Annotated in this window: 20 protein-coding genes and 3 tRNA genes; 10 read left to right on the top strand and 13 right to left on the bottom strand. The window is 65.4% G+C overall.

Features of this window, described 5'->3' with window-relative positions:
- Positions 1-15: 15 nt before the first annotated feature.
- Together AC0J42_RS09880 and AC0J42_RS09875 are read right to left on the bottom strand one after the other, a co-directional pair.
- Positions 16-2,535: a TcfC E-set like domain-containing protein gene (locus tag AC0J42_RS09880; RefSeq protein WP_473005998.1), complete on the bottom strand. Its 2,520-nt coding sequence runs from the start codon at positions 2,533-2,535 to the stop codon at positions 16-18.
- Positions 2,536-2,624: 89 nt separating this feature from the next.
- Positions 2,625-3,110 (bottom strand): CS1 type fimbrial major subunit, encoded by a 486-nt coding sequence (locus AC0J42_RS09875; RefSeq protein WP_473005996.1) that lies wholly within the window; start codon positions 3,108-3,110, stop codon positions 2,625-2,627.
- Between the two features lie 244 nt (positions 3,111-3,354).
- On the opposite strand from AC0J42_RS09875, the gene AC0J42_RS09870 reads away from it, so the two are divergent.
- The 8 genes from AC0J42_RS09870 (at position 3,355) to csrA (ending at position 14,424) form a co-directional block, all read left to right on the top strand.
- The gene (locus AC0J42_RS09870) at positions 3,355-4,410 is read left to right on the top strand and encodes a DNA topoisomerase IB (protein WP_473005995.1); all 1,056 of its coding nucleotides are present in this window, start codon (positions 3,355-3,357) and stop codon (positions 4,408-4,410) included.
- A gap of 900 nt (positions 4,411-5,310) precedes the next feature.
- Entirely contained in the window at positions 5,311-5,979 is a 669-nt protein-coding gene (locus tag AC0J42_RS09865; RefSeq protein ID WP_473005992.1) for a TIGR02466 family protein, read from the top strand.
- Between the two features lie 114 nt (positions 5,980-6,093).
- On the top strand, positions 6,094-7,299 hold the full coding sequence (locus tag AC0J42_RS09860; RefSeq protein ID WP_473005991.1) for a hypothetical protein: 1,206 nt from the start codon (positions 6,094-6,096) through the stop codon (positions 7,297-7,299).
- 98 nt (positions 7,300-7,397) lie between these two features.
- A complete protein-coding gene (locus AC0J42_RS09855; RefSeq protein ID WP_473006833.1) occupies positions 7,398-8,597 on the top strand; it encodes a hypothetical protein in 1,200 nt (399 codons plus the stop codon).
- Positions 8,598-8,666: 69 nt separating this feature from the next.
- Positions 8,667-11,189 carry an excinuclease ABC subunit UvrA gene (locus tag AC0J42_RS09850; RefSeq protein ID WP_473005990.1) on the top strand — a complete coding sequence of 841 codons (2,523 nt, stop codon included), beginning with the start codon at positions 8,667-8,669 and terminating at the stop codon, positions 11,187-11,189.
- A gap of 159 nt (positions 11,190-11,348) precedes the next feature.
- A complete protein-coding gene (locus AC0J42_RS09845) occupies positions 11,349-12,149 on the top strand; it encodes a glucose 1-dehydrogenase (RefSeq protein ID WP_473005988.1) in 801 nt (266 codons plus the stop codon).
- Positions 12,142-13,953 carry a glycoside hydrolase family 15 protein gene (locus tag AC0J42_RS09840; protein WP_473005987.1) on the top strand — a complete coding sequence of 604 codons (1,812 nt, stop codon included), beginning with the start codon at positions 12,142-12,144 and terminating at the stop codon, positions 13,951-13,953. Before AC0J42_RS09845 ends, AC0J42_RS09840 begins: the two co-directional genes overlap by 8 nt.
- 273 nt (positions 13,954-14,226) lie before the next feature.
- Complete coding sequence (gene csrA / locus AC0J42_RS09835) at positions 14,227-14,424, top strand: carbon storage regulator CsrA (protein ID WP_027979421.1); 198 nt, start codon at positions 14,227-14,229, stop codon at positions 14,422-14,424.
- 90 nt (positions 14,425-14,514) lie between these two features.
- On the opposite strand, the gene AC0J42_RS09830 is transcribed toward csrA, so the two are convergent.
- The 4 genes from AC0J42_RS09830 to AC0J42_RS09815 form a co-directional block, all read right to left on the bottom strand.
- Entirely contained in the window at positions 14,515-16,926 is a 2,412-nt protein-coding gene (locus tag AC0J42_RS09830) for a response regulator (protein ID WP_416423361.1), read from the bottom strand.
- Positions 16,927-16,966: 40 nt separating this feature from the next.
- On the bottom strand, positions 16,967-17,425 hold the full coding sequence (locus AC0J42_RS09825) for a response regulator (protein WP_416423360.1): 459 nt from the start codon (positions 17,423-17,425) through the stop codon (positions 16,967-16,969).
- Between the two features lie 21 nt (positions 17,426-17,446).
- Positions 17,447-19,705, bottom strand: coding sequence for an ATP-binding protein (locus AC0J42_RS09820; protein ID WP_473005984.1), 2,259 nt, complete (start codon positions 19,703-19,705; stop codon positions 17,447-17,449).
- A gap of 228 nt (positions 19,706-19,933) precedes the next feature.
- Entirely contained in the window at positions 19,934-20,674 is a 741-nt protein-coding gene (locus AC0J42_RS09815) for a hypothetical protein (RefSeq protein WP_416423358.1), read from the bottom strand.
- 344 nt (positions 20,675-21,018) lie between these two features.
- On the opposite strand from AC0J42_RS09815, the gene AC0J42_RS09810 reads away from it, so the two are divergent.
- Together AC0J42_RS09810 and AC0J42_RS09805 are read left to right on the top strand one after the other, a co-directional pair.
- Positions 21,019-21,300 carry a type II toxin-antitoxin system RelE/ParE family toxin gene (locus AC0J42_RS09810; protein WP_416423357.1) on the top strand — a complete coding sequence of 94 codons (282 nt, stop codon included), beginning with the start codon at positions 21,019-21,021 and terminating at the stop codon, positions 21,298-21,300.
- Between the two features lie 8 nt (positions 21,301-21,308).
- The gene (locus AC0J42_RS09805; protein WP_416423356.1) at positions 21,309-21,614 is read left to right on the top strand and encodes a HigA family addiction module antitoxin; all 306 of its coding nucleotides are present in this window, start codon (positions 21,309-21,311) and stop codon (positions 21,612-21,614) included.
- Positions 21,615-21,662: 48 nt separating this feature from the next.
- On the opposite strand, the gene AC0J42_RS09800 is transcribed toward AC0J42_RS09805, so the two are convergent.
- From AC0J42_RS09800 to gacA, 7 genes are all read right to left on the bottom strand, one after another.
- Positions 21,663-23,027, bottom strand: a complete 1,365-nt coding sequence (locus AC0J42_RS09800; RefSeq protein WP_473005982.1) for an ArnT family glycosyltransferase — start codon at positions 23,025-23,027, stop codon at positions 21,663-21,665.
- A 149-nt stretch (positions 23,028-23,176) separates the two neighbouring features.
- Positions 23,177-23,263: transfer RNA gene (locus AC0J42_RS09795), tRNA-Leu, on the bottom strand.
- A gap of 218 nt (positions 23,264-23,481) precedes the next feature.
- A tRNA-Cys gene (locus AC0J42_RS09790) sits at positions 23,482-23,555 on the bottom strand.
- A 43-nt stretch (positions 23,556-23,598) separates the two neighbouring features.
- A tRNA-Gly gene (locus AC0J42_RS09785) sits at positions 23,599-23,674 on the bottom strand.
- 66 nt (positions 23,675-23,740) lie between these two features.
- Positions 23,741-24,301, bottom strand: coding sequence for a CDP-diacylglycerol--glycerol-3-phosphate 3-phosphatidyltransferase (pgsA, locus tag AC0J42_RS09780; protein ID WP_416423354.1), 561 nt, complete (start codon positions 24,299-24,301; stop codon positions 23,741-23,743).
- A 33-nt stretch (positions 24,302-24,334) separates the two neighbouring features.
- Positions 24,335-26,158, bottom strand: coding sequence for an excinuclease ABC subunit UvrC (gene uvrC / locus AC0J42_RS09775; protein ID WP_473005980.1), 1,824 nt, complete (start codon positions 26,156-26,158; stop codon positions 24,335-24,337).
- A gap of 2 nt (positions 26,159-26,160) precedes the next feature.
- The gene (gacA, locus tag AC0J42_RS09770) at positions 26,161-26,805 is read right to left on the bottom strand and encodes a response regulator transcription factor GacA (protein WP_416423352.1); all 645 of its coding nucleotides are present in this window, start codon (positions 26,803-26,805) and stop codon (positions 26,161-26,163) included.
- Between the last annotated feature and the right edge of the window lie 13 nt (positions 26,806-26,818).

Raw genomic sequence — 26,818 nt, 5'->3', positions numbered from 1 at the left:
CGTGCCGATGGCGGCCTAAGCGCCCTCGCCCGCCGCTCCATCGGCCTGGGCCAGGGTGTCGGTGGTGCAACGCTGGTCGCCCACCAGCAGCACTTCGTTCTCACGCCGCGCGTGCCTGGCGTCCAGGCGCAGGAAGCACACCCTGGCGCCTTTGTGGCGCACTTCGAGGGTGGGCGTGGACTCGCTCATCTCCACCGCGAAGAAGCCGTCGGCCTCGCTGACACTGCGGCTGGCATGGTTGATCACCAGCGCACCCCTGAGCGGCTGCCCCTGTCCGTCCAGCAGGCGCCCGAGCACGGTCAGGGTGCGCATCACCCGCACCTGGCGGTACTCCACGCCGCCCTTGTTCAGGTGGTAGCCCAGGCTGGCCGGCTGGATCACCGCCGCGTGGGCATCGCGGCCGGCGAAGTCCAGCTGCACGCTGCCGGACTTGTAGGCCTGCACCGCGATCACGTTGCGCCCCGGGTGCAAGGCGGTGCTGGCGCCGGAGATATCGTCGGCGCGCAGGTCCAGTTGCGCCAAATCCGAATCCACGTCGACGATCAGGCCGGCGTCATACAGCCCGTACTCGCCGCTCATGGCCACGTGCCCTTCGCCCAGGGCCAGGGTGCTTTCCAGGTTCAGGCCACCCGACAGCTCGCCGTTGTAGGAAGAGTTCTGCGCGTAGGCATCGCCGAACAGGTAACCGTTGTGGAACTGGGTGTTGGCACCGAAACCGGCGCCGTAGCGGTCCGCCGACACCGAGCCGGAGACGCTGCGCAGGGTGTGGTGCTGCAGGTCCTGCTGGTAGGTGAGCGTGGCGGTCTGGTCGCGGCCGCCATCGCGCGAAGTCTGGCTGCCGACGCTGGCCGACAGGCGCTGGCCGGGCTTGCCCAGCGCCAGACTCAGGCTCAGGTTGACGCCACGGTTGCGCTGGCTGCCCGAGCTATAGGTGCCGGGGCGGTCGAACAGCGACAGCCGCCAGGTGGCGTCCGAGCCCTTGAGGGTGCCGTGGTAGGCCCAGCCCAGGTCCATGGCCATGCCCTGGATGGCGCCGCTGCTGTGGGACAGGCGCGCGCTGACGGTGTTTTCACGGGTCAGGCGGTGGCTCAGGGACAGCGAGCTTTGCCGGGTCTGGCCGCCGCGCCAGTTACTGTAGCGGCGCGGGTTATCGCGGCGGTCCAGCTTGGGCGGCTCGGTCCAGGCGCGGGTGTGGCTGGCCACCAGGCTGCCGCGCTCGTAGTTGATGATGCCCTGCAGGTCGAAGCCATCGCCCTGGTCCTGGGTGTGGTACAGGTTGCCGAACAACTTGAAGCGGTCATGGGGGTCCCAGTCCAGCGACGTACCGTACTGCATGCGGTCGTCGACGCGTTGGGCCGACAGGCCGACCACGGCGCGCGGGTGCAGCAGGTAGTTGGTGAGCACGCCAGCGCTCAGGCCGCCCTCCTCATCCTGGTTGTCCCAGTTGCTGAGCAGGTCGCGCTGCTGGCCGGCGAACAGGTTGTAGCGCCAGCGCTGCTCGGGGTTGGCCCAGTTGCCGGGCTTGTAGATGAACTCGGGGGTGCGCGAGGTCACCTGGCCGTCTTCCACCAGGCGCACCTCCACCTCGTAGATACCGCCGGGCAGCACGCGGGTGTCGATGGCTTGCAGGCCAGCCTGCACCGGCTGGCTATTGATCAGCTGGCCGTTGCGGTAGATCTCGACCACGCCCGGACGGTTGGGCGTGACGTAGATCGGCGTGCTGCTGGGTGCGCCGTTGTTGATGGCCAGGCTGTCGCTGCTGCCGAACATCACCCCCACCGTGGCGTCGGGGCTCGAGCCCATCAGCCGCGGCTGGCGGGTGAGGCCCTGGGAGCTGGGCGTGAAATAGCCCAGGCGGAAAAAATGCGCGGGGCTGAGCCGCTCGCCGTACAGCTGGTCGACGCGGTGGCGAGACTGGGCACCGACCTCGTTGCTGCGGTCAGCCTGCACGTTGGCAAGGCCGGTCCAGTTGCCCAGGCTGCTCTGCCCCTGCAGGGCGTAGCGGCCGCTGGTCTGGTCGCCGTCGCGGGCCAGGTTGAGCTGGTTGCGCACGATCAGGCCGCGGCTGCCCTGCTCGGGCAGCGAATAGAAGCGTGCCTGGGCCGGGTCCTGCTCCACGGCACGGGTCAGAATCGACAGCTGCGAGTTCACCAGACTGTAGTGCAGGGCCACCAGGTCCTGGGCGCAGTCCTTGAGGCAGTTGCCCAAGGGCCGGCCGTCCACCAGCAGGTCGCGCCAGCGCTGGCGGGTGGCATCGGGTTCGTGGCTTTCGTCCACCTGGGTGAACTCCAGCAGTTGCACGGTTTCATTGCGTGACAGCACGATCATCGCTTCGCCAAGGAAACGGCCATCGAGGTCGACGCGCACGGCCAGCGGCACGTCGAAGAAATGTTCGCTGAAATCGCTGGGCAGGTTCTCGGCCTGGCTCAGCACGCCCAGCGGGGTCGGCGCGGAGGGCGCCGCCTGGGCCTGGGCACACCACAATGACGCGGCACAACAACCCAGCGCCAGGCGAATGAAAAATGCAAGGTTCATGACAGGCGCCATCTACGGTTCACGGGTAAACCGCGCCCGCCCCGCGCCACGGGGCACGGGTCGGGAACGGTAATAAAGGTGAAACGCGATCAGTTACCCGGCGGGGTGACGGTTTCGAACATCATGTTGACCACGCCCTGATAGGCACCCGGCACGTAGGTGGAACCGTCGCCCAAGGCCGCTACCTGGAACGATACGGTGCTGCCGGGTGCTGCCTGGGCAGCTGTTACCACTTGGGCAGCCGTGGTGGTCAACGCCTTGCCGGCCACTGACACCTGCAGGCCAATGTTGTTGGCGCCGCTGGTCATTACCGGCGGGGTCAGCACATAGGCGGAGATGGCACCGGTGGTGCTCTTGACCTGCAGTTGCTTGCTGATCGGGGTCAGGGTCTGCTGGAAGGGGTTCCAGGCCATTTCCTGCGGATCGTTCATCCAGTTGCCACCCACTGGCTCCACATAGAAGCTGTCGGTCGGGATGACAGCCGTCACCGTCACTTGCTTCTCGATGGGGTCGACAGCCATCGCATTACCGACGACAAACAGGGCCAGGGGCAAGGCGAGGAAGAGCTTTTTCATGGTGGATCTCCGTTGTATTCGTTGAGTGGGCAGCACGCCTGCCCTACCGACCGCCAGGCCGGGCGAGCAGGCCCAGGCAGTCAACGGAGCGAATTATTGGCGACGCGACTTGGGCGAAAAGTCGGACGCTTCCGAACGAAACGAGGAAATTTCCGAAGCCCCTGTTTCCGGGGCCCACACGCCGATGGCACCTGCGGCACAGGCCGTGGTCCATCCTTCATGCCCCCCTGGAAACCTATGCGCCATGGCCGAAATCAACGACATCGCCGCCGACCTGCCCGACCTGCCCCCGGACCTGCATTACGTCGACGACCAGCAACCGGGCATTCGCCGCGAGCGCCAGGGCGACCACTTCGTCTACTTCCACGCCGATGGCGGCCGCGTGGGCGACGCCGAAGAGATCAAGCGCATCAACGCCCTGGCCGTACCTCCCGCCTACACCGACGTGTGGATCTGCAGCGACCCGCGCGGCCACCTGCAGGCCACCGGCCGTGACGCCCGTGGCCGCAAGCAGTACCGCTATCACGCACGCTGGCGCGAGGTGCGTGACCAGGACAAGTACGCGCGCATGATCGAGTTCGGCAAGGCCCTGCCCAAGCTGCGCAAGCAACTGGAGGGGCACCTGGCGCTGCCCGGCCTGGACCGCAACAAGATCATGGCCACGGTGATCTCGCTGCTCGACACCACGCTGATCCGCGTGGGCAACACCCAGTACGCCCGGGACAACCGCTCCTACGGCCTGACCACCTTGCGCAACCGCCATGTGGCGGTGAAAGGCAGCGCCATCGAGTTCCACTTTCGCGGCAAGAGCGGCGTTGAACATCGGGTATCGGTGCGCGACAAGCGCCTGGCGCGGATCATCAAGCGCTGCCTGGAGCTGCCCGGCCAGCACCTGTTCCAGTACCTGGACGAGCATGGCGAGCGGCACACGGTCAGCTCCAACGACGTCAACGCCTACCTGCACGAAATGACCGGCGCCGACTTCACCGCCAAGGACTACCGCACCTGGGCTGGCAGCGCGCTGGCCCTGGCCATGCTGCGCGAGTTGCACTGGCAGCCCGAGCCGGAGGCCAAGCGGCAAATCGTCGAGATGGTCAAGGCCGTGGCGCGTACCCTAGGCAACACCCCGGCGGTATGCCGCAAGTGCTACATCCACCCGGCCGTGCTGGAGCGGTATGTGCTGGGGGAGCTGGCCAAACTGCCGAAGCCGCGCAAGCGTAAAGGGTTGCGGTTGGAGGAAGTGGCGTTGGCGACGTTTTTGCAGAGGTTGGTGGCTGCGCAGGAGGCTGCGGCGGCGTAGCGCTGGCGGCAGCGGCAGCGGCAGCTGCCCACTGCCCACTCCCCACTGCCCACTGCCCACTGCCCACTGCCCACTGCCGTAGATTTTGATCTTGATCTTGATCCCGTGCGGCCTTTGATCTTGATTGTGTGCCCCATAAAGCGCCAGGGCCGACTGGAGGCGTTGGCCAAGCGGTCCACGGCGTAGCCGGGGAAGACGGAACCGGAGGCGCTTCTATTCCGGGCCGTCGGCCGCTTGGACGACGCCGGAGGGAGGGGACCCGCAGCGAAGCGTAGGGACCAAGCAGGGGCAAGCCCTTTTTGGTTACTTTTTGGGGCGTTTGCCAAAAAGTGACCCGGCGTAAGGCCGGAAAGGTGATTCTGCATCACCCTCGGTAATGGATATGTTCACGGTATTTGGATCCCGCTTTTGAGGGTTTCGGACATATCCATTTTCGCGGTGCGACCACTGACCGTTTCGCCCTTACGGCGACTCACTTTTTGTCAAACGCCACAAAAAGTAAGCAAAAAAGGCTTGCCCCTGCTTGGGCCCTACGCTTCGCTACGGGTCCCCTCCTTCCGGCGCCGCTCAACGGGCAGACGGCACCCGCTATAGAAGCCTGCGGGTTACCGTCTCTTCGGCCTGCGGCCTCGGCCCTTCGGGCAGCCCATTGATCGACGCCTCCAGTCGGCCCGGGCGCTTTACGGGGCATACAATCAAGATCAAAAGCAAAATCAAAAACCAGAGCAAAAGCCAGATCAACAGCAGATCAACAGCAGGTCACAGGCCAGGTCACAGGCCAGGTCACAGGCCAGGTCACAGGCTGGATACGGCCTGGATCACAGGCTCGCCACCCGCCCGCTGGCGCGGGGGGCGCGCACTGGGCGATAATTGCCACCTCCTCCGCCCGCGAGCCCCGCCATGTCCGAGTCCAACTTCCCACCGCAGGTCGACCCCGACCAGATCAAGATCACCCGGCTGTTCCCCACGCCCATCGCCGCGTTGCAACACCCGGACTTCGAGCACCTCAACGAACGCCTCAAGACGGTGATCCTGGCGCGCAGCGAGTCCCATCCCGGCACCCAGCACAGCAACCTGGGCGGCTGGCAGTCGGACGACGGCTTCACCGACTGGGCCGGTGAACCCGGCGCGCAGTTGCTGGCCTTCGCCCAGGAGCTGGCCAACCAGCTGTCGGCCGTCAGCTCGCCGGAACATGGCCTGATCGAGGCGCACCTGAAGTGGAACTACAGCGCCTGGGCCAACATCAACCGTCGCGGCCACGCCAACGCCCTGCACGGCCACCCGGGCTCATTCTGGTCCGGGGTGTACTGGGTGGATGACGGCGGCCGCGCCGATGACCCGGCAGTGGGCGGTGAACTGGAGTTCGTCGACCCGCGCGGCATCACGCCCATGCTGCTCAACCCGGCGCTGCGCATGCGCATCGAAGGCTGCCTGGGCGCCGGCGCGGGCCACGCCCACACGCCGCAAAGCGGCACGCTGCTGATGTTTCCTTCCTGGCTGTTGCACTCGGTGCGGCGCTACGAGGGCGACCGCCCGCGGATCTCCGTGGCGTTCAACTTCTCCATCTGAGAGCCGCCCGGCCACTTCGCGCCGGGAGGTTTCTTTAGGAAAAGTCCTACAGAATAGGCCGTCTTTACCCACAACAATGGCTGTTTCTTGAAAGCACATTGGAAGGGACGCCACATGAACAGGGCTCATCTGCAACTTGCCTCGCTAGGCCTGACGCTGCTCACCACGCCAGGCTGGGCCAGCGAGCTGGACATCACCGCCGAATTCATCCCACGCGTCAGCTCGCCCGGCAACGTCAAGTTCGTCAACACCACGCCGGTATCGGGCTACTGCGCGAATAACAACCCAAGTTGCCGCCCCGGGGACTTCACCATCCTGTTTCCCCTGACCATCCAACGCGAATGGATAACCCCCGGCGCCATCGAGGGTCACAACTACCAGCGCGTCGACGGCGAATGGAAAACCGTGTGGGTCACAGGGGACAACGGCGCCGCACCAGCACCGGTGCGCTTTCGCCTGAACCTGCTGGGCCGGCGCTACAACCGCGGCACCCTGATGCCCGGCGGCGAAGTGGGCAGCATTGGCATCATCGCCAACCGCGCCGGAGTGTCGGGAGCAAGCACAGGCGGTTGTCAGGGCCGGGTGGGAGCCGGCGCCGATGCCCTGTACTCATTTGCCTGGAGCGTGCCCGAAGGGGTCGTCACCTGCACCCGGCCACCCGCGGCCGGCGTGATGGGCCCTTATGCAGGCAACCTCAACCAGATTTCGGTGGGTTATGAGCTGGAGGCCCCCAACCCCTTCGCCCTGGGCAACGGCACCTATCGCGGCAGCCTGCGCTACAGCCTCGGCCCGGGCATGCAGATCGACCTGGGCAGCGGCCAATACGACGAGCAGCAGATCAACTTCAATTTTGAACTCACCGTGCAGCATGAACTGCGCGTGGATTTCCCCGACGGCAGCGACCACGCCGTGCTGGAGCCCGACAGCGGCTGGCAGCATGGCAACCGCCAACCGACGCGGCTGCGGCGCACGCACCCGTTCCTGATCTGGGCATCCGCCCCCATGAAGATGTACCTCAAGTGCGCAGCGCCTGTGGGCAACCAGTGCAGCATCCGCGAGCCGCTAAGCGGCCATCAGGTGCCCATCGTGGTGGCGGTGACCCTGCCGGGCGAAGTGCGCCACAACGGCGCCGTGCTGCACGAACAGCCGTTGCCACTGGGCGAGGCCCAGGCGCTGCAGCTCCAGAACGTGGCGGTTGCCGCCGGGCGCCAGGCGCGCATGCATTACTGGGTGGAGCCGTCGTATCTGGCGGCGATGATGCAGAACGCCGGCCGGCAGTACAGTGGCGAGGTGACCATCGTCTTCGACGCGCAGTTGTAAGTTTGCGCATTTTGGGAATCGCCCTACAGACGGATGACGTACTGACCGGCAAAATCTTTCCCTCTATACGAGGAGAGGGGAAACACGCCGTGAACTGGATGCGATGCATGGGGCCCAGCCTGCTAGTGCTTGTCGGCACTACACCCCAGGCCAGCGAGCTGGCGATAACGGCAGAGTTCGCGCCCCGTGCCAGCGCGCCGAACGCGGTGAAGTTTACCAACACCACGCCGCAGTCAGGCTACTGTAATGGCTCGGTCCATTGTCGCCCAGGCGAGTTCACCCTCACCATTCCCCTGACAATTGAGCGTCAGTGGCAAAACCCCGGCCCACCCGAGGGCCATGGCTACCAACGAGTGGACGGCGACTGGAAAACCGTCAACGTCAGCCATGACCGCGGCCCGATGACGGTACCGCTGCAGTTTCGCCTCAACCTGCTGGCGCGCCGCTACGACCTGGGCACCCTGGCGTCTGGAGGCACGGTGGGCAGCATCGGCATCGTCGCCAACGCCTCGGGCGCGCAGGGCGCCAGCAGCGGCGACTGCCGGGGGCGCGCGGGGGCCGGCCATGACACCATGTACAGTTTCGCCTGGACAGTGCCGGCCGGCTGGACAACCTGCAGCCGCCCGCCCAAGCCCGAGCCGCTCGGTCCATACACCGGCACGATCAGCCAGGTGTCCATTGGCTATGAACTCGAGGCGCCCAACCCCTTCGCGTTGAGCAATGGCACCTATCGGGGTGCCCTCACCTACACCCTGGGTCCTGGCCAGCAGATCGACCTGGGCAACGGCCAGTACAGCGATGCCCAGGTAACGTTCAATTTCGAGCTGAAGGTGCTGCACGAACTGCGCGTGGATTTCCCCGCTGACTCCCACCGCGTAGTGCTGGAGCCCGACGGCGGCTGGCCACGCTGGTTGGCCGGCAGCCGCTTGCCGCCGCGCCTGGAGCGGGTGCACCCGTTCCAGATATCGGCGTCGGCGCCCATGAAGATGTACCTCAAGTGCGATACCCTCCTGTCCAACCGATGCAGCCTCCGCGAGCCGATCAGTGGCCACAGGGTACCCCTGGTGGTGGCGGTATCGCTGCCCAGGGAAATTCGCCATAAGGGCAACCCCGTCCAGGCACTGCCCCTGCCGTTGGGCGAAGACCAGGCGCTGGCCTTCCAGAGCGTGGCCGTCGCCGCGGGGCGGCCTGGGCGGCTGCATTACTCGGTGGACGCGCCGCACGTGGCGACCATGATGAAGCGCACCGGCCGCCAGTACACCGGCAACGTAACCATCGTCTTCGACGCGCAGCTGTAACTGCGGCGCACTTTGCCAACCGCCGACGGTCGGTTATAAGACGTGATCGCCATTGCAGGTGCAGCCTCCATGAAACCCATCGGCCAGTCCGGCTACGTGCGCGTGCGCGGTGCTCGCGAGCACAACCTCAAGAACGTCGACGTCGACATTCCCCGCGACGCCCTGGTGGTGTTCACCGGGGTATCGGGTTCGGGCAAATCGTCCCTGGCCTTCGGCACCTTGTACGCCGAGGCGCAGCGGCGCTATTTCGAATCCGTGGCGCCCTATGCGCGGCGGCTGATCGACCAGGTCGGGGTACCGGACGTCGACGCCATCGACGGCCTGCCACCCGCCGTGGCCTTGCAACAGCAACGGGGCACGCCCAGCACCCGGTCCTCGGTGGGCAGCGTGACCACCCTGGGCAGCCTGGTGCGCATGCTGTACTCGCGCGCCGGGCACTACCCGGCGGGCATGGGCATTCTGTACGCCGAGGACTTCTCGCCCAACACGCCCCAGGGCGCCTGCCCCGAGTGCCATGGCCTGGGCCGGGTGTACGAGGTGAACGAGCAGACCATGGTGCCCGACGACTCGCTGACCATCCGCGAGCGCGCCGTGGCCGCCTGGCCCACCGCCTGGCAAGGCCAGAACCTGCGCGACATCCTGGTGACCCTGGGCTATGACGTGGACATCCCCTGGCGCGACCTGCCCCGCGAGCAACGCGACTGGATCCTGTACACCGAGGAACAACCCACGGTGCCGGTGTACGCCGGCTTCACCCCGGCCGAGACCCGCCAGGCGCTCAAGCGCAAGCTGGAGCCCAGCTACCAAGGCACCTTCACCGGGGCCCGGCGCTACGTGCTGCACACTTTTACTCACTCGCAGAGCGCGCTGATGAAAAAGCGCGTCAGCCAGTTCATGCGCGGCGCCCTCTGCCCGCTGTGCCAGGGCAAGCGCCTGAAGCAGGCGGCGCTTCAGGTGACCTTCGCCGGGCTGGACATCGGCGAGCTGTCGCAGATGCCGCTGGCGCGCCTGGCCGAGGTACTGAAGCCCCTGGCGGCCCATGGCCCCAGCGCCAGCGCCGGGCTGTCGGTGGAAAAGCAGCTGGCCGCGCAGCGCCTGGCCCATGACCTGCTGCAGCGCCTGCACACCCTCACCGACCTGGGCCTGGGCTACCTGGCGCTGGAGCGCAGCACGCCGACGCTGTCGTCCGGCGAGCTGCAGCGCCTGCGCCTGGCCACTCAGCTCAATTCCCAGCTGTTCGGGGTGATCTACGTGCTCGACGAGCCCTCGGCCGGCCTGCACCCGGCCGATGGCGAGGCGTTGTTCACGGCGTTGCAGGGCCTGAAGGCCGCCGGTAATTCGCTGTTCGTGGTGGAGCACGACCTGGAGACCATGCGCCGCGCCGACTGGCTGGTGGACGTCGGCCCTGCCGCTGGCGAGCACGGCGGCACCGTGCTGTTCAGCGGGCCGCCCCATGGCCTGAGCGATATCGAGGAATCGCAGACCCGCCTGCATCTGTATGGCGGCGCAGTGCCGGTGCCCTTCCCCCGGCGCCCGGTGCGCGACTGGCTGAAGCTGGCCGACGTCACCCGCAACAACCTGCACCGACTGGCGGTGGCGTTCCCGTTGCACGCCTTCACGGCCGTCACCGGCGTGTCCGGTTCGGGCAAGTCCAGCCTGGTCAGCCAGGTGCTGCTGGAGCTGGTGGCCACCGCCTTGGGCCACGCCCTGCCCGATGAAGAAGAAGGCCAGGACAACCCGCTGGAAGACGCGGCGCCGGTCACCGAGTCAGGGCATATCGTCGACGGCATGGCCGCCATCCAGCGGCTGGTGAAGGTCGACCAGAAACCCATCGGCCGCACTCCTCGTTCAAACCTGGCCACCTACACCGGCCTGTTCGACCAGGTGCGCAAGCTGTTCGCCGCCACGCCCCAGGCCCGCGAGCGTGGCTTCGACGCCGGGCAGTTCTCCTTCAACGTCGCCAAGGGGCGCTGCCCGCAGTGCGAGGGCGAAGGCTTCGTCAGCGTCGAGCTGCTGTTCATGCCCAGCGTCTACGCGCCCTGCCCCACCTGCCACGGCGCCCGCTACAGCCCACAGACGCTGGAGGTGCAATGCCTGGGCCTGAACATCGCCCAGGTGCTGCAACTCACCGTGGACCAGGCCTGCGCGGTGTTCACCGGGCAGCCGGCCATCAGCCGCGCGCTGACGGTGCTGCGCGACATCGGCCTGGGCTATTTGCGCCTGGGCCAGCCGGCCACCGAGCTGTCGGGCGGCGAGGCCCAGCGCATCAAGCTGGCCACCGAACTGCAACGTGGCCAGCGCGGCGCCACCCTGTACGTGCTGGACGAACCCACCACCGGCCTGCACCCCTGCGACGTCGACCGCCTGCTGGCGCAGCTCAACGGTTTGGTAGATGCCGGCAACACGGTGATCGTGGTGGAACACGACATGCGCGTGGTGGCCCAGAGTGACTGGGTGATCGACATGGGGCCGGGGGCTGGCGACAAGGGCGGCACGGTGGTGGCCAGCGGGCGCCCGGAGAAGGTGGCGAGCGCGAAGGCCAGCAAGACCGCCCCCTACCTTGCCGCAACGCTTGCAAACACCCCCCCGTAGCAGCTGCCGCAGGCTGCGTCAGGCTGCGACGCCGTCTGCCTGGGGGTGCGCGGAATGTTTGGACGCGGCCTGTGGCCGCTGCTACAGGGCAGGGATTTGCGCTGAACTCCTGGCGCCGCGCGCCAGTCGACTGTGCACGCCCATTGCCCGGAGAACGGCATGCACATTTCCCTGCAACATCAGGTCGCGCTGGTGACCGGCGCCAGCTCTGGCCTGGGCGCCGGGGCCGCGCTGGCCCTGGCCGAGGCCGGCGCGGCGGTGGTCATCAACTACAACCGCCATGGCGAGCCCGCCGAACAGCTGGCCGAGCGCATACGCCAGCAGGGCGGCAAGGCCATCGCCGTGCAGGCCGACGTGTCAAAAGAGGATCAGGTGCAGGCCCTGTTCGCCCGCACCGTCGAGACCTTCGGCGCGCTCGACATCCTGCTGGCCAACTCCGGCCTGCAGCGCGACGCCGCCACCGTCGACATGACCCTGGCCGACTGGAACCAGGTGCTGGAGGTGAACGTCACCGGCCAGTTCCTCTGTGCCCGCGAGGCCCTGCGCCAGTTCACCCGCCAGGGCCCGCGGCCTTGGGTGTCGCGGGCGCTGGGCAAGATCATCCACATGAGCTCGGTGCACCAGCTGATTCCCTGGGCCGGCCACGCCAACTACGCCGCCTCCAAGGGCGCCGTCGACCTGCTGATGCGCAGCATCGCCCAGGAAGTGGGCGGCCAGCGCATCCGCGTCAACGCCATCGCCCCGGGCGCGGTGCGCACGGCCATCAACCAGGACACCACGGCGGGCGACAACGCCAAGCGCCTGCTGGAACTGATTCCCTATGGCCGCTTGGGCGAGGTCGAGGACGTGGCCAACGCCGTGGTCTGGCTGGCCTCCGATGCCTCGGACTACGTGCACGGCACCACCCTGTTCATCGATGGCGGCATGAGCCTTTACCCAGGATTCAAAGACAATGGCTGAACACAATTCGCAGCGCCCCATCCAGGCCCACGGCATCATCGGCGACATGCGCAGCGCCGCCCTGATCGCCGACACCGGCGCGGTGGACTTCTTCTGCTGGCCGGATTTCGACAGCCCGTCGATTTTCACCGCACTGCTGGACACCCCCGACGCCGGGGTATTCGAACTCGGCCCGGTGCTGCCGGACGCGCGCCGCCAGCAGATCTACCTGCCCGACAGCAACATCCTGCAGACCCGCTGGATCGACCATGACGCGGTGGTGGAGATCACCGACCTGATGCCCATCGGCGAGACCGCCGATGACCTGCCGCGCCTGGTGCGGCGCATCCGCGTGGTCAACGGCAGCGCCCAGGTGCGCATGCGCTGCCGGGTGCGCCACGATTACAGCCGCGCCGCCTCCAGCGCCCGGCAGGACGGCGACAGCGTCTGTTTCACCGCCGACGGCCAGCCGGGCCTGCGCCTGGCGTCCTGCCAGGCACTGAGCGCCACGGGTGACGGTTGGGCGCTGGCCGAGTTCGAACTGGCCGAAGGCGAGTGCGCCGAATTCATCCTGGGCGGCGACGACGACCCGCTGGTGCGCGCCGGCCAGGGCCTGAGCTGCTTCGAACACACCCTGAAGTTCTGGCGCGACTGGCTGCGCCAGTCCCACTACCAGGGCCGCTGGCGCGAGATGGTCCACCGCTCGGCCCTGGCGCTGAAGCTGCTGACCTCACGCAAGCACGGCGGCATCATCGCCGCCCCCACCTTCGGCCTGCCCGAGCAGGCCGGCGGCGCGCGCAACTGGGATTACCGCTACACCTGGATCCGCGATGCCTCGTTCACCGTCTACGCGTTCATGCGCCTGGGCTTCAGCGAAGAGGCCAACGACTACGTGCGCTGGGTGCGCGCGCGGGTCAGCGACTGCTGCCAGGAGAAGGTCGACCTGCGCCTGATGTACGCCCTGGACGGCCGCCAGCAGCTGCCGGAGAGTGAATTGCCGCAGCTGGCCGGCCACGGCGGCGCGCGCCCGGTGCGCATCGGCAACGACGCTTACACCCAGACCCAGCTGGACATCTACGGCGAGCTGCTGGACGCGGTGTACCTGGCGAACAAATACGGCGAGGCCATCTCCCACGAAGGCTGGAGCAATGTCTGCACCCTGGTGGACAAGGTGTGCGAGCGCTGGCAAAGCAAGGACGTGGGCATCTGGGAGATGCGCGACAACCCGCAGCACTTCCTGCACTCGCGGCTGATGTGCTGGGTGGCCCTGGACCGCGCCCTGCGCCTGGCCAACAAGCGTTCGTTGCCGGCACCCTTCGCCCGTTGGGACGAGGTGCGCCAGGCCATCCACGCCGACATCTGGGACAACTTCTGGGACGCCGACGCTGGGCACTTCGTGCAGCACCTGGGCAGCCGCGACGTCGACGCCGCCCTGCTGCTGATGCCGCTGGTGCGCTTCGTCGGCGCCAGCGACCCGCGCTGGCTGGCGACGCTGGCGGTGATCGAGCGCGAGTTGGTGCGTGACGGCATGGTCTACCGCTACCGCAGCGGCGACGGCCTGGACGGCGAGGAAGGCGCCTTCACCGCGTGCAGCTTCTGGTACGTGGAGTGCCTGGCGCGGGCCGGCCGGGTGGAGCAGGCGCACCTGGAATTCGAGCAGCTGTTGCGCTACGCCAACCCCCTGGGCCTGTACGCCGAGGAGTTCGACCGCCAGGGCTGCCACCTGGGCAACACGCCCCAGGCGCTGTCGCACCTGGCGCTGATCAGCGCGGCCAGCTTCCTCGACCGCAAGCTGGGCGGCCAGCGCACCCATTGGCAACCGTGACCCCCGTGCACGATCCCGTAGCAGCGGCCGCCAGGCCGCGTCCGGGGCCCTGGGGCATGACGAATTGTGCATGCGCAATGAAGTTTTTCATTCAGGCAGGCGCAAACGCGCGGAAACAGCCATAATGGCATGCATCACATCCTGATACTTATTTGTTTCCTATTCTGAAAAGACCGGATCAAGGCAAGTTCGGGGAATTTAATCCGGTCCTGTGCGTCTCAATCCCGACCCAAACGTCATAAGTGGACTCACTGACCCAGCAAGGAGCAGCACATGCTGATACTCACCCGTAAAGTAGGCGAGACCATCGTCATCAACGACGACATCAAAATTACCATCCTGGGCGTAAAGGGGATGCAGGTCCGCATCGGCATCGACGCGCCGAAGGAAGTCCAGGTTCACCGCGAAGAAATCTACAAACGCATTCAGGCCGGCAGCCCTGCCCCCGAAAAAGAAGACCACAACCACTAAGGTCTCCTGCGTTCCCGCCTTGCCGCCTGGGCCCTAGGCCCAGTCGCACGTTTTCCAAGCACCCACAGCGCTGAAGGTGCCCCTGTTCACTCAGGGCAGCGGCCGCGTGTCCGCAAGGCTGCGCTCGGGCATCAATGCCTGCTCGAGCTTGTCCGCCAGCTCGTCGTCACGGAACGGTTTCTGCACCACCAGCGGGTCCTGCCCCTCGAAGCCGCCCATGTCCGCATAACCGGTGATGAACACCACCGGCAGCCCGGGGAATACTCCCCTCGCCACCTGCGCCAGCTGCGCGCCGTTCATGCCAGGCATGGCGTAGTCGGTCACCAGCACATCCACCTGCTCGCTCAACACGTCCAGCGCGGCCTGCCCGCTGGCGGCTTCCAGCACCCGGTAGCCCAGGCGCGCCAGCAGCTGCGCGGTCAGCTCGCGCACCTGGTGGTCGTCGTCCACCAGCAGCACCGTGCGGTCGCCGCCGCTGAGCGGGCGCTCGACGCTGGTGGCAACGACGGCCACCGGCCGCTCGACATGGGCGGCCAGGGCCGGCAGGTAGACGTCCACCGTGGTGCCCTGCCCCGGCGCCGTGACAATACCCACGCCGCCGCCCGACTGCTTGGCGAAGCCGAACACCTGGGCCAGGCCCAGGCCCGAGCCCTTGCCGATGTCCTTGGTGGTGAAGAATGGCTCGAAGGCCTTGGCCAGCACCTGGGCGCTCATGCCACTGCCGGTGTCGCCAATCGATAGCACCACGTAGGCTCCCGGCTCGGGGTCCTGGGGGTGCTGCGCCGGGCGCTCGACGATTTCATTGCGGGTCGCCAGGCGCAGGGTGCCGCCACCGGGCATGGCGTCGCGGGCGTTGATGGCCAGGTTGAGAATGATCATCTCGGTCTGGGTCGGGTCGACCAGGGCGCTCCACAGGCCGTCATCGGTGTGGGTCTGGATCCAGATGCTGCCGCCCAGGGTGCGCTGCAGCAGCTCGAACATGCCGAACACGGTGTCGTTGAGGTTGACCGGAATCGGTTCCAGCCGTTGCCGACGCGAGAACGCCAGCAGCTGGGCGGTAAGCTTGGCCCCGCGCTCGCCCGCCTCGCGAATGTTGTGCAGGCGACTTTGCACCTTCTCGTGCACACCGCGCTCCAGGTCTCGGGACAGGAAAGTGGCGCTGGTGAGGATCACCGTCAGCAGGTTGTTGAAGTCGTGGGCGACGCCGGCCGTGAGTTGCCCCACCGCCTCCAGGCGCTGCATCTGCTGCAACGTGGCCTCGATGCGCTCGCGCTCCTTGATCTGCTGGCGCAGCTGTTCGTTGGCCGCGGCCAGTTCGTCGAGCACCATGCGCTCGCTGGTGATGTCACGCACGGCGGCGTACATCAGCTCTTCGTCGGGCACGATGGTCCAGGACAGCCAGCGGTAGTCGCCGTCGGCGTGGCGCATGCGGTTGACGAAGCGCGTAGAGACATTGCCGCTGGCGATGTTCTCGGTCTCGCGCACGGTGGCGCCGATGTCGTTGGGGTGCACCAGCTCCCACAACTGCATCTGCCCCAGAGTCTGCCGCGACCAGCCCAGGGCGTCTTCCCAGGCCGGGTTGAGGGCGATGGGCGACATGTCGAAGCGCATCACCGCCAGCAGCTCGCGGGACAATTCCCAGGTGCGGTCGCGTTCGCGGGTGCGTTTTTCCACCCGGTCCCCGAGCAGCTCATTGAGGCGCTGCAAGGCTTCGGTGGCTTGTTTCTGCTCGGTGATGTCCTGGATCACGCCGGTGAAGCGCACGCACACCAGGCCCTCGAAGAACGCCCGGCCACTGGTGGACAGCCAGCGCTCGCCGCCATCGGGCAGCAGCGCGCGGTATTCGGCCTGGTAGCCGACGTTGCCCTCGGGCGACATGGCCTGGGCCATCCTGGCCTCCACCAGCGGGCGATCCTCGGGGTGGCAGTGGACGAGAAAATAATCCAGGTCGATGGGCGTGGATTCAGGAATGCCGTACAGCGCCCGGCAGCGCTCGTCCCACAGCAGCAGGCCGGTGACCGGCGACAGGTCCCACACGCCCATCTGCGCGGCATCGATGGCCAGGCGCGCACGCACTTCCACCTGCTGCAGGTTTTCCTCGGCGCGCACGCGCTGGCGACGTTCGTCCACCTCGGCCAGGGCGCGCTTCACGGCCTTGGGCAGCAGGCTCAGGTTCTGCTTGAGCACGTAGTCGATGGCGCCCAGGCGCATCATCTCCACGGCGTTTTCCTCGCCGAACACGCCGGAGAGGAAAATGAACGGGGTTTGCGGGGCAATTTCCCGCGCACGCTGCAGCACCTGGGCCCCGGAGGACCCCGGCAGCAGGAAGTCGCACAGAATCAGGTCAAACACTTTGGTGCGCAGGACCTGCTCGGCACCCTGGTGGTTGAACACCAGTGTCGATTCGATCACCAGGCCGGCTCGCTCCAACGTGAGCAAGCTCAGTTCGGCGTCGCGCGGGCTGTCTTCGATCATCAGCAATTGCAAGGGCTTGGACAGCATACGCAGGTGTCGTTCTCGCTTGATGTAGACCGCTAAAGGTTCAGGTAGGGCGGCGCTGCAAGCGCAACGACCCCGGCGGTGGCTCGTTGAGCACGGCCCAGAATATGCCCAGGTCGGAGATCGCCGCGACGAACTCCTTGAACTCCACAGGCTTGACCACGTAGGCGTTGACCCCCAGTTCATAGGCGCGCAGCAGGTCGGGCTCCTCGCGCGACGAGGTCAGCATCACCGTGGGAATGCTGCGCAGCTCGGGCGTCTCGCGCACCGCCTTCAATACTTCCAGGCCATCGACCTTGGGCAGCTTGAGGTCCAGCAGCAGCACCGCCGGGTTGCCCTCCAGGCGCTCGGCATGGGCGTTGCGGCGAAACAGGTAGTCCAGCGCCTCGGCGCCGTCACGCATGACGATCACTTCGTTGGCCAGCTGGCTGCGCTCCAGCGCCACCAGCGTCAGTTCCAGGTCTCGTGGATTGTCTTCCACCAGCAGGATGGGTTTAAGCATGTGCAGCCTCGGTAAAAAAATTCAGTCTTGGGGGCTGGCCGCGGGCCGGGGCAAGGCGAAGCTGAAGGTCGCCCCTTCGCCCAGGCTGCCCTGGGCCCACACGCGGCCGTCATGGCGTTCGATGATGCGGCGCACGCTGGCCAGGCCGATGCCGGTACCCTCGAACTCTTCCATGCGGTGCAGGCGCTGGAACACGCCGAACAGCTTGTCGACGTACTGCATGTCGAAACCCACACCGTTATCACGAACATAGACCACGATTTCGCCCAATTGCTCCTCGGCGCCGATCTCGATGATGGCCGGGGTGCTGTCGCGGCTGTACTTGATGGCGTTGCTGATCAGGTTGCGCAGCGCCAGGTGCAGGAACGCAGCGTCAGCCACCACCCGCGGCAGGGCCTGGATGCGCCATTGCACCTCGCGTCCTTCGTAGTCAGGGGCCATTTCCAGGCGGATGGCCTCCACCAGCGCGCCCAGGTCGACGTCGGACAGGCGCAGGGCCGCGCGGCCCATCTGCGAGAAGCTCAGCAGGTTGTCCACCAGGCTGCCGGCGAAGCGCGCCGACTCGCCGATGTGGTCGAGGAAGCGCTGGCCGCGCTCGGAAAGCTTCTCGCCCTCGAAGTCGCCCAGCAGCTCGGCGTAGCCGGCGATATGCCGTAGCGGCGCGCGCAGGTCGTGGGACACGCTGTAGGAGAACGCTTCCAGCTCTTTGTTCGAACGCTTGAGCTCGCCGGCCAGCTGCGCCAGCTCCTCGGCCTTGCGCAGCACGATGCCCAGCACCGCGGTGCGCAACTCGGCCACGCCCTCCACCTCCAGCGGGTCCCAGGGGGTGGAGAAGCCTTTCACGGTCTGCTGCCAGCTGTCGAAACTGTTGCGCGGGGTCAGCACGCCACTGGCGCTGACCGCCTTCGCCGGCTGCCCGGCCCAGGTCACGGTGCGCGCCTGCTCGGGCTTGAACCAGATCAGGTAATGGGAATGGATTTCCGAAATCGCCACGGCCAGCACGCCACCCACGTGGGCGGCCAGGCCTTGCAGGCTGGAAATGTCGCGGCCCACGTTGTCACTGTGGAATACGGTGCCGCCGCCGCGCTCGGCCAGCCACTCGGTCAGCGCCAACACCAGTTCCTGGGGCGGGGTCTGGCCCACCAGGTCGCAGCTGGACGAGGTGATGATGGCGGCCCCCGTGGCCTGGGCGAAGCCCAGCAGGGTGTCGCTGAGCACCAGGGCGCCCTCACGCACGCTGTCGCGGTCGGCCATGGCCGACAGTAGCTGCACGATCTGCTGGCGCACGCCCAGCAGGCGCTGGTTGCGTACGTGCAGCTCCATGGATTCGATCTGCAGCGACAACACGCTGCCCAGCAGCTCGCAGGCCGTACGGCTCTGGAAGCGCACCGGGCGCGGCTCGGCGTGGTGGCAGGAAATCAGGCCCCAGAGCTTGCCGCCGACCACGATGGAAATCGACATGGACGCCAGGGTGCCCATGTTGCGCATGTACTGCAGGTGCACCGGCGACACGCTGCGCAAGGCCGCGTGGCTGAGGTCCAGCGGCTTGGCGGTGACCGGATTGAGCTGCGGCAACAGCGCCGCCGGCACGTAGTTGGCGTCCTCGATCACGCGGATGCGGTTGGCGCAATACAGCGCCCGCGCCTGGGGCGGAATGTCCGAGGCGGGGAAACACAGGCCCAGGTAACTGGGGTAACCAGGGTCGGCCTGCTCGGCCAGCACCAGGCCGTTGCCTGCCTCGTCGAAACTGTAGGCCTTGACCCGGCCGAAACCGGTGATGCGCTTGACCTCGGCAACCGCCTGGGCGCACACCTGCTGGATGCTCTGCGAACCCTGCAGTTGGCCAATGAAGGTACGCACCAGCGGGTACAGGCTGGCATAGGCGGCCAGCACGTCGCTGGCGGGCTCGAATTCGGCGATCAGCACACCGTCGAAGCGGTGCACCATCAGTGCGATTGGCGGGCCGTCATAGGTGCCCACGGCAAAGCGCACGTCCGCCACGTGCACCGGCTTGTGCTCCTCGCTGGCGCGCTCGGCCAGCAGCCGTACCACCTGGGCGCCGTTGTGCAGCAACGCCGGCAACGCCTGCCCCAGCCACCAGGGGGCGGGCTCGCCCAGCCAGTGCTGGATGTTCTCACTGACCTGCAGCACCACCAGGCTCTGGGGGTCGAGCACCAGCATGAAGCCATGGGGCTGGATACTGCCCGGCAGGTGGATGCGTTCTTTCGCGCAGTTGTCAGTGGCCTGGGCCAAGGCAGCTGAATTGTCGCCGGATGTCAAAGAAGATCTCCTTATGCGTGCCGATCAATCCGGTACGGAAATGGCACGAATCATGGTCATCCGCTTATAAATCAAACAGACAGTCAGGACTCAGACAGCACAGTAGCAAATTCTATCGCGTTGCCTTGGAAAAAACCTCTACAGACGTTGTACAACCCGCCACCCCGTCGCAGCTGCCGAAGGCGGCGTCAGGGTACGTGACGCAGTCTTCGGCAGCTGCTACGAGGGTCACATCCCTTTCGCCACCAATTCCTTGCCGTAGCTCACCAGCCAGCCGCGCACCTGCGGCGTGGTGCCGGCCTTGTCCGCCAGGTGATGGGTGTTGTTCGACACCCAGGTCAGCCGGGTGTAGCTGTTGCCATTGCCATCGCGCACGCCGTACATCATGCCGCGGTGGCCGCCCAGGTCGACGTTGGCCAGCTCCTTGATGGTGGTTACCGACACGCCCTTGAGCACCATGTCCTGCAGCAGCAGGTCACCGTCCGGGCAATGCAGGTAGCGGCGCAGCCCGTTCAAGCCGGCATCGGTGGCCACGCCCATCTTGTACGACGCCTGCACCTCGCACTGCCGTGTCAGGCTCAGGCGCGGCGCCTCGTACAGCCCCGGCCCGTTGGCGCGCTTGCGCGCCGGGCGCTGGGCCTGCATCTGCGCCAGGCGCGTGGCCATGCTGGCGTTGTCCACGGTTTCCACGTAGCTGCTGGGCTTCCTGCGCTGGCGCAACTTCTCCGCGATCAGCGCCCGCTCCTCGGCACTGGGCCCGCTGCCGGGGCCGCTGCTGGCGCGCAGCAAGTGCGCGCTGGTCATGGCCGACTCCAGGTTGTCCTGGTCCTTCAAGGGAATGTCATAAATCGAGATTTCGCGGTTGCCTTCGGCCACCGTCGGTCGCTCAAGCGGCGCGGCGTGGCCAGACAGCGCTACCACCACCGGGGAAAACAATAGGCCGCAGGCCAGGGCTTTGCTGGGGGTCATGGTTTCAGTCCTTGAAACACGGGGGCTACGCATTGGATCAACACGGCCGTGGAATCGTTTTACTACAAACAGGATAAATGGGGAATGCGGGGTGGGGGGTGATTTGGGTCAAGGGTGGGGTGTCGGTGTTCCGACTGCCCGTGAGTTACGTTCTGTTATCAATTTGCGCCGCGTGTCGGGTAGCCAGCGGAGGATTGAGGAGCAACGATAGGCAGGCTTTCCCCTTCGCATCAGAAATTCCATGAGCTCATCGAGGCCGCGCACTTCCTGTGCCTCACTGGACAGGAAATTGAAAAGCCCGCAAATTCCTGTAAGCTGCATATTAACGGATAACGTTAACCATTATGACGATTCGATCCTTTCGCTGCACTCAGACGGAACTGCTATTCAAAACCGGCCGAACGCGCCGCTGGAGCGCCATCAGCAGGGTATGTGAGCGAAAATTGACAATGCTGGATGCCGCCGTGGAGCTTGATGATCTGAGATCACCACCTGGAAACTGCCTTGAGGCGCTGGAAGGCAACAGGTTTGGCCAGTGCAGCATACGCATCAACAGACAATACCGAATTTGCTTCACGTGGGGGCGTACTGGCCCGGAAAACGTGGAGATAGTCGACTACCACTGAGGCTAACCATGCACAACAACGGCATGCGCCCCATTCATCCGGGCGAAATTTTGAAGGAAGAGTATCTGGAGCCGCTAGGCATCACCGCAGCCGCCCTTGCCCGGGCACTGTGCGTCTCTGCCCCCACGGTGAATGACATTGTTCGGCAACGTCGGAATATCAGCGCTGATGTTGCACTGCGTCTAGCGGCCGCACTGGGAACTACCGCCCAATTCTGGCTAAACCTGCAGGCAGCCTACGACCTGCGCAGAGCGCAGATGGAGAACGGTGATCAAATATGTCGGGAGGTTCACCGCCTTCAATCCTGCGCTTGACGCTCAAGGCAGGCCGCACCGGCCACGTCTTCAGCAAATACCGTCAGCTCACCAAAACCAATACGGCAAGAACTTCGGCGTAGGCTCCACCGCCAGCTCCAGTTGGTAGGTACTGGCATTGAACAGGAACGCATCCAGCCACAGGAACGCCACCAACCCGAACGCCAGGGTGATGAACTCCCGGTGCGCATGGCCGGCCAGCTGCCTGGCCAGCAGCGGGCGCGCCAGCGCCAGGAGCAGGCAGCCGCCGATGACGACCGGGTAATTGGGCTGCAGCGGCGTGGCGGCGACCTGGTTGTACGCCACCACCACCAACAACATCGCCAGCCCCACTAGCGGCAGGTTCAGGCAAAAGCGCAACAAGCCGCGCCGCGCCTTGGCGAACTGCCCGTCGGCGTCGACGAAGATGTAGGCGGCCAGCAGGGCAATGGCCGGGGTAATCGAGAGGATGTAGCGCGGCTTCTTCGAGTTGGGGATGGTGAAGAACACCAGCAGCGCGAGCAACCAGGCCGCGAGATACAGCAGCAACGCCGTATCCGCTTGGCGCGGTGCGGCCAGGAAGTGCCGGCAGCGCTTGAAGATAACCTGCAAGGCGTAGAACACCGTCACGCCATACGTCAGCAGGCCAGCGCTGAAATAGAAGTAGTAGCGCGGCGCGTGGGTATTGGCCACGCGCCCCAGGCCTTGCATCATCAGCACTTCCATCATGAACGCCCTGCCCCCTTGCACATAGGCCGCCCACGTCAGCAATGCCACGCCGACCATCAGGGTCAGCCCCGCAACCAACAGGAAGTAGCACAGCGTTCGCCATTGCCGGCTCAACGTGTAGTAAGCCGCCACTACAATGGTGGGCCCGATAAGCCCCACCGGCCCGCGGAAGAAAAAGCCCAGCGCCAGCGCTACCCCTATCAGCGGCAGTTGCGCCCGCACCTGCTTAATATCGGCGCGGTACGCCAGGTAAAAACACAGGAGCGTTACCAGCGCCGGGTAAACATCCAGCGCCAGGTAACTTACGCCATCGAGAAACGCCCAGGTAAATAATGAAAACAGCACGCCATAGGCGCCCCAGCGCTTGTCGTGCAGCGCCCCCAGCTTGTAGACGAACACCAGCATCAGTGCGCCGGCGATGCACACGGGCAGCCCCATGGACAGGATCGACAAGCGGCCAAACGGCAACGAGGCCAGGTACACCAACAACGTATTGGCAATGGTGTAGTCAGGATACGGCTGCAAGTCATCGGCGATGGGAAACAGCGTCAGGCCGTGATGCAACATGTAGTCGGCGAAGTCGACAAAGCGGGTGGTGTAGTTGAGTACGGCGGGTTTGTATTGCAGCGCCATCAGTACAACGAGGCTGATCAGGAAGATGCTCCTGCCAGGCCGCTGGGCGACCTGCCTGATTAAAACGTCCATGGTGCGGGTATTTCCCCAAAAAATCGGACGATAACATGGGAAAAACAGACGCACCATGAACGGTGACTGTCTTGTTACAAAGTAAAAACAGAACGCCAGAAACAACAAAGGCCTGCCAGCACAGTGTGCGGCAAGCCCTTGTATGGAGTTGGTGCCCGAAGCCGGGGTCGAACCGGCACGTCCTTACGAACGGGGGATTTTAAGTCCCATGCGTCTACCAATTTCGCCATTCGGGCGGTAGCGCGGTGTTGCTTGCAACAAGGAATTTCAAATCCCCTGCGCTGGCTGTGTAATAACCATCGAAATCATCAGGCCATACAACAGCGAGCCGTTGAATATATACATCCCCCCCTGATCACGCAACAACCATCAGGGGCTTTCCAAGACAAAATATTACACTGCCCTGGAAATAAAAAAGCTCTGTAGATCAAGGATCTACAGAGCTCGTTTATAATGGAGGCCGAGGTCGGAATCGAACCGGCGTAGACGGATTTGCAATCCGGAGCATAACCACTTTGCTACTCGGCCTCAAATGTGAAGCAACTTTACAACCGCTGCTCCACATGTAAAGTGGAGCGGGAAACGAGACTCGAACTCGCGACCCCGACCTTGGCAAGGTCGTGCTCTACCAACTGAGCTATTCCCGCGTCGTGTTGATGGGCGCCATTTTAACGATTTAAAAATCGCCGTCAACCCTTTGATTCAAAAAAGTTTTATTTATTTTCAGAATGGCTGTTCAGGTGCGGCCACGCAGCGCGCAGGTAGTGCGCCATGGACCACAGCGTCAGCGCCGCCGACACCACCAGCAGGCCATAGCCCAGCAGCACCCAGAAGGTAATGGCCGGCGGGTTGGCCAGCAGGATCACCAGCGCCAGCATCTGCGCAGCGGTTTTCCACTTGCCCAGGTTGGACACCGCCACATGGGCGCGCGCGCCAATCTCGGCCATCCATTCGCGCAGCGCCGACACCACGATCTCGCGGCCGATGATCACCGCCGCCGGCAAGGTCAGCCACACGTTGTGGTGGGCCTGCACCAGCAGCACCAGAGCCACCGCCACCATCAGCTTGTCGGCCACAGGATCCAGGAACGCACCAAAGGGTGTGCTCTGCTCCAGGCGACGCGCCAGGTAGCCGTCCAGCCAGTCAGTGGCGGCGGCAATGGCGAAGACCGTGCTGGCCGCCGCATAACTCCACTCGTAAGGGAGGTAGAACAGCAGGATGAAAAACGGAATGAGCAGGACGCGCAGAACGGTAAGCAGGTTCGGGATATTCATCGGCACAACTGGCGGCTGGGTGAGTGGGGCATTCTACTCGCTGTGCAGATTCGCATAAATCGACTCCGCCAGCTTTTTGCTGATGCCAGGGGCTTTGGCAATTTCTTCGATGCTTGCACGAGACAGCTCCTGCAAGCCACCAAAATGTTTCAACAAATCGCGTCGACGCTTCGGCCCCACGCCCGCCACCCCTTCCAGGGTGGAGGTGCGCCGGGTCTTGCCACGCCGGGCCCGGTGGCCGGTGATAGCAAAACGGTGGGCTTCGTCGCGGATCTGCTGGATCAGGTGCAGCGCCGGCGAATCACCCTTGAGGGTGAATTCGTGGGCCACGTCGTTCAGGTACAGGGTTTCGAAACCGGCCTTGCGGGTGGTGCCCTTGGCCACGCCCAGCAGGATCAGGTCGGGCACCGCCAGCTCTTCGAGCACCTCGCGGGCCATGTTCAGCTGGCCCTTGCCGCCGTCCACCAGCAGCACGTCGGGCAGCTTGCCCTCGCCTTCCTTGAGCCGGCTGAAGCGCCGGGTCAGGGCCTGGTGCATGGCGGCGTAGTCGTCGCCGGCGGTGACGCCTTCAATATTGTAACGGCGGTAGTCCGACTTGATCGGCCCCTCGGGGCCGAACACCACGCACGAGGCCACCGTGGCCTCGCCGCTGGAATGGCTGATGTCATAGCACTCCAGGCGCTGCGGCGGCTCGTCGAGGTTGAGCACTTCGGCCAGGGCTTCGAACCGCGCGGCCACGTGCTGGCGGTTGGCCAGGCGCGCACTCAGGGCCTGCTCGGCGTTGGTCACTGCCAACTGCTGCCAACGCGCGCGAGTGCCACGCACCCGGTGGCTGACGCTGAGCTCGCGGCCGCGCAGGCTGTCGATGGCGGCCACCAGGGCCTCGACGTCCTCGGGCACCACGTTGACGATCAGCTCGCTGGGCAGGTCGCGCTCCGAACTGGTGAGGTAATACTGCGCGAGGAACGCCGACATGACCTCGGCCACTTCCTCCTCGATGCCCACCTGCGGGAAGAAGTTCTTGCTGCCCAGCACGCGCCCGCCGCGCACGCTGATCAGGTGTACGCAGGCGCCGCCCGGGTTGACGAAGGCCGCCACCACGTCGACGTCGCCGCTGCCGCCTTCCATGCTCTGCTGGTCCTGGACCCGGCGCAGCAAGGCGATCTGGTCGCGCAGCAAGGCGGCGTTCTCGAAGTCCAGGGCCATGGCGGCCTTTTCCATGCTCGCCGACAGTTCATTGGTGAGCTGGTGGCTGCGCCCTTCGAGGAACATGATCGAGTGGCGGACGTCCTCGGCGTATTCCTCCGGCTCCACCAGGCCTACGCAGGGCGCCTTGCAGCGCTTGATCTGGTATTGCAGACAGGGCCGGGTACGGTTCTTGTAGTAGCTGTCCTCGCACTGACGCACGAAGAAGGTCTTCTGCAGCAGGCCCAGGCTTTCGCGGATGGCGCCCGCGCTGGGGTAAGGCCCGAAATACTTGCCCTTGGCCTTCTTCGCCCCGCGGTGAATGCTCAGGCGCGGAAACTGGCCATCGGACAGGAACACATAGGGATACGATTTATCGTCGCGCAGCAGGATGTTGTACGGCGGCCGCCATTCCTTGATCAGCGTCTGCTCCAGCAGCAGCGCCTCGGTCTCGTTGGCGGTGATGGTGGTTTCCACCTGGGCGATACGCCCCACCAGCGCGGCGGTCTTGGGCGCCAGGCCAGTCTTGCGGAAATAGCTGGCCAGACGCTTCTTGAGGTTCTTGGCCTTGCCCACGTAGAGCAGGCGCGCCTCGCTGTCGAACATGCGGTACACCCCGGGGCGACCGCTACAGGTGGACAGGAAGGCAGAAGGATCGAAGGGGGTGTCCATGGTCAAAGTGCAGCGTCAACCATACCGTGCCGTACCGCCAACAGCGTCAGCTCCACGTCGCTGGCGATCGACAGTTTCTCGAAGATGCGGTAGCGGTAGGTGTTCACGGTCTTGGGCGACAGGCAGAGCTTGTCGGAGATGATCTGCACTTTCTGGCAGTTGACGATCATCAACGCGATCTGGATCTCGCGCTCGGACAACAGGTCGAACGGCGAGTTGGTGGTTTGCGGCTGGAACGACTTGAGCGCCAGCTGCTGGGCGATCTGTGGGCTGATGTAGCGTTGCCCGGCGAACACCAGGCGAATGGCCTGGATCATTTCATCCAGGCCTGCGCCCTTGGTCAGGTAGCCGGCAGCGCCGGCCTGCAGCAGGCGCGTGGGGAACGGGTCTTCCTCGCACACCGTCACCGCCACCACCTTGATGTCGGGGTAGCTGCGCAGCAGCTTGCGCGTGGCTTCCAGACCGCCGATGCCAGGCATCTTGACGTCCATCAGGACCACGTCGGGCTTGAGTTCGCGCGTGAGGCGCAGGGCCTCTTCACCCGACTCGGCCTGGCCGATTACCTGCAGCCCGTCGATGTCCGCCAGCATACGGGTAATGCCCGTACGTACCAGATCATGATCATCGACTACTAGGACCCTAATCAAGCAGACACCTCGT

The sequence above is a fragment of the Pseudomonas sp. Tav-5-1A genome, from assembly GCF_055755055.1.
Note: the sequence above shows the minus strand (reverse complement) of the source record. Positions and strands in the feature narration are given on the sequence as shown.